General features: G+C 37.5%; 5 protein-coding genes. 1 reads left to right on the plus strand and 4 read right to left on the minus strand.

What is annotated here, in order from left to right:
* A partial coding sequence (locus CDG77_RS34010; protein ID WP_317615950.1) for a sigma-70 factor domain-containing protein occupies window positions 1-368 on the minus strand: 368 nt, incomplete at its 3' end.
* Between the two features lie 371 nt (window positions 369-739).
* Between CDG77_RS34010 and CDG77_RS34015 the strand changes: the two genes are divergently transcribed.
* Entirely contained in the window at window positions 740-1,186 is a 447-nt protein-coding gene (locus CDG77_RS34015) for a hypothetical protein (protein ID WP_094333547.1), read from the plus strand.
* Window positions 1,187-1,517: 331 nt separating this feature from the next.
* Here CDG77_RS34015 and CDG77_RS38810 read toward each other — a convergent pair whose 3' ends face one another.
* The 3 genes from CDG77_RS38810 to CDG77_RS34025 form a co-directional block, all read right to left on the minus strand.
* Window positions 1,518-1,652 (minus strand): hypothetical protein, encoded by a 135-nt coding sequence (locus CDG77_RS38810; RefSeq protein WP_262985198.1) that lies wholly within the window; start codon window positions 1,650-1,652, stop codon window positions 1,518-1,520.
* Between the two features lie 111 nt (window positions 1,653-1,763).
* Window positions 1,764-2,612 (minus strand): tryptophan 2,3-dioxygenase family protein, encoded by an 849-nt coding sequence (locus CDG77_RS34020; RefSeq protein ID WP_094333548.1) that lies wholly within the window; start codon window positions 2,610-2,612, stop codon window positions 1,764-1,766.
* A gap of 82 nt (window positions 2,613-2,694) precedes the next feature.
* Entirely contained in the window at window positions 2,695-3,111 is a 417-nt protein-coding gene (locus tag CDG77_RS34025) for a hypothetical protein (RefSeq protein WP_094333549.1), read from the minus strand.
* Between the last annotated feature and the right edge of the window lie 373 nt (window positions 3,112-3,484).

Consider the following 3,484-nt stretch of genomic DNA (forward strand, 5'->3'; position numbering starts at 1 on the left):
TCGATTCCTCGTTGCAGTCCCAGTGCCCCTTCTTGGAGCAAGTCGAGAAAATCTAAATTGTGGTTCTGGTATTTTTTGGCAACAGAAACCACCAACCGTAGGTTATCTGTCACCATTTTATGTTTAGCTTTTTGACCTTGTTGAACGATTGACTGTACTTCAGCTTCGGTTTGCCCAAGCAAGGTAGCTAATTCTCTTGCAGTTGGTTCTCGGTTTAGTTGAAGTGCGAGGTTTGATCGCTGTTCTTCAATCGCCATCATCTGCTGCACAAGCCTAGCATTTGTAATTTCTTGCTCAGGAGTTAGCAGAGGGTAGCGTCCGATTTCTTTGAGGTAAGAGCGCACTAAGTCGGTAGTTGGGCTAGGCATACTTTCAATTAATTGTGACGACTACTTTTATTTTTCGTTTGAATAGAATCTTTTATTTCCAGAATTGGCTAACCAATCAAATCTTAACCATAGACTTGACCCAATGTTTATGTTTGGGAAATAACTTTATAAATATAATACTTTAAATCTTCAAATAGGTAAATACTAAAACCTACTTTATTTTGTAACTAAGTTTTAAAGTAATAAAGAAATTTAGTTAGATTAAATCAAAGATACGCTACGCTAAATTTAGAGTGAAGTCCTCTCTTGAAGAGAGGATATGTTCAAATCCGCTTCATATTTGGACAAGGCTAAAATCCTCTTTGCGTAAATCAATTGAAAATTACAAATACTTAGTTGAGGAATAAATCATGGATATGCAATCTCTACTTACCCTGGCAATAGTAGCTATCTTTTGGGCATTCGTTACTCTTGTTATATTCCAGTTCATTAATGGACTATTTGTATCGGCTGCTTACACTAGTAATCTTGTTTCAATTAGCAATGGAAAGATAGCCGCTTCTACAATCCAATCAGTATCAGAAGTAATCACACCACAAGCAATGACTTTTGAAAAATTGCCAGATCCTTGGGCGTTAGATGATGAAGTTGTTCATCGCAGAAGTAATGAAGCAGTTATTCTCTCATTCCCTACATTGAGATTACTGCCTCCAGTTAAAGAAATTTCGCCACAACCAAAACGTACTACTCGTTTAAATAAAGCTAACAATGCTGCCAACAAGTCACCGAAAACTAAAAAGGCTGATGTAAATTCTTCAGACAAGCGCAAGCCCGGTAGACCGCGTAAAGCTGGCTAATTCGCTTTTTAACCCTCGGCTGATCACCGAAGAATAAATGTCTGAAGGTTCAAAAGTTCAAATGAGGCTAATGAAGAAGGGGAAAGGGAACCAGTAACTTAAAAGCTCTTGTTCCAAATAAAGACGCTGCTAAGTTCTCTCTACGAGACGCCTTGGGCGAACGCACTACGTGTCTCAAAAATCTTCTTTTTTTATTCTCCATATTTAAAAATAGGGGCTTCATACCATGAATATAAAAAGTTCTTTGTATATTGCCCTTTCCCCTTTTCCTTTTCCCCCCTTCTTGGTAATCGGCATCACCGTGTCAGAAACTTAGAGAATTTACAATAATCTAACTTTGTTTCAGGCGCGATCGCAATCCAGTCCGAGTGCTATAATTTTTTTGCATCTGCTTAGTAGAAACTTTGAACTCCTCTAGCTTTCCTTGATATTCAGCCAATTCCCGTAAGTCAACTAGATGTGCCACTGCTTGGTCATAAGTTTTGGATTGCTTGAATTCAAGTAACTTATTATTATCCTACATCTCGTAACCTCAACAATTCCATGTTTTTCACAAATAACTAACACTCTGATGCAATTAGAGAATATCTTCTAAACCTGGAAACAGAGGCGCTTCTTCCCGATCGTATTTAGCTAGATAATCTCTAAAGGATGTACCACCAGTACCAACATCAGCACCAACTATTTTTAGTTGTGTAATTGCCAACCCTAGATGAGATTTATGAAATCGCCTTTGCAAATTATCATAACCGCTAAAGCACTGAAGAATTGCACTAGCATTTGTATTAGTTTGTAAATTGACTAGACATTCTGCCTGAGAATTACCAGCCGCGCGGTTAATCAGGATTTGATAATAGTAAGTAAGGTTGTGCTGACGATATAATTCAAACCATTGTGCTACCTGTTCACCATAGCGTTGATTAAACTCGATCTCAGCAATATGCAATTTCCCCTCAGCATTTTTAGTACCACCATCCCAGTATTTACGAACCCCACTCATAATTTCTAGATGACGGAACTGAAAAGATTGAAACCCGCTAGTAGGCCCAATACTAGTTCTGAACTCCGCAAAAGCACGCATTGTCCCCAGAATCGGCATCGTTGTATTTACAACTTCGTAAAGACGCAGGATGCGACGAAAGAAATAGCATACCTCTGCCGTATTGCCAATGATCGGATCAGTTGCATCTTGTAGTGCTTGTGCTAAAGTCTTCAAAACTCGTTCCATATCAATAATCATTTGGTGAAAAGCAAGTTCACACATTTGATGCACAGCAATAAATAAATCTTCATCAACAGATGCCGTCAAAGGCTTTTTACAACTAATTAGTTCCTCGATATTATGGTAATTCCAGTAGTGATTCTCACTAATATCCAAGCTAGGATTAATTAGCGGTAAAGGTTGAAACGTATAATATTCAGACATCTTGAGCGATATTGTTACTTTTTTATCAGCCAAACAATTTTATATTTCTATCTCAAAAATCATTAAATCTGTCAAAATTTGATTAATCTAAATACAATGCTGAACTTTGAAATGCCTCTTCTGGTGTCCCATAAAAAGTACCATTGTTAAATACGCTAGGTTCGTACTTTTCATTACTATAAGTATAAAAAGCCTTTGTCCATTTCTCTTCATTCCCTTTGTACCGCAATCGACACAGATGAATTGGTGTATTTTTGGCTCTCTCTATATATTCAGAGCGTGTTATTTTAAACATTGATAGGTCATCATTGTCTGGTAAAAATGGTTCTTTATAAGCATCTATGTAACAGAAATATCCCTTAAAACGCACATCAATACGTATGTATTTCCCCGCGTAATGCTTCTCTGCATAGGCTAATATTCGTTGCTTTGTTCTCTGTTTGACCTGCTCCGGGATTTTTACCCCTCCTGAATGTGGATCATTTACCCATCCTCTCATGATTAGCTCCTTTGGTAATACTGAGGCTGATATTACACTGCAACGGCAGAGATTACAAATCTGAACTTTTTGCAATTATTATCATTACCTCTACTTTTCCTGGCAGATTCCACAGACTTTCCACAGCTATTTCTGCTGTTTTCCACAGTTGTTTTACAAGATAATCGGCTTCTGTTCACCCAATGGGTATTTTGTCATGTCTGTAGCAATCAGTCTGCTTTACTGAGTTATTATTACGTAACGTAAACAAAACCTACTTCTAACCCTAGCTTTCACGTAATTATTTATTTTTTCTATATTTCTCTTTAACATTTTGCAACATTGACAAACTGAGCCAATCAGCACAAAATAAATCCACTAGCCTTTGCCGCCT

Source organism: Nostoc sp. 'Peltigera membranacea cyanobiont' 213 (genome assembly GCF_002245975.1).
Lineage (GTDB): Bacteria > Cyanobacteriota > Cyanobacteriia > Cyanobacteriales > Nostocaceae > Nostoc.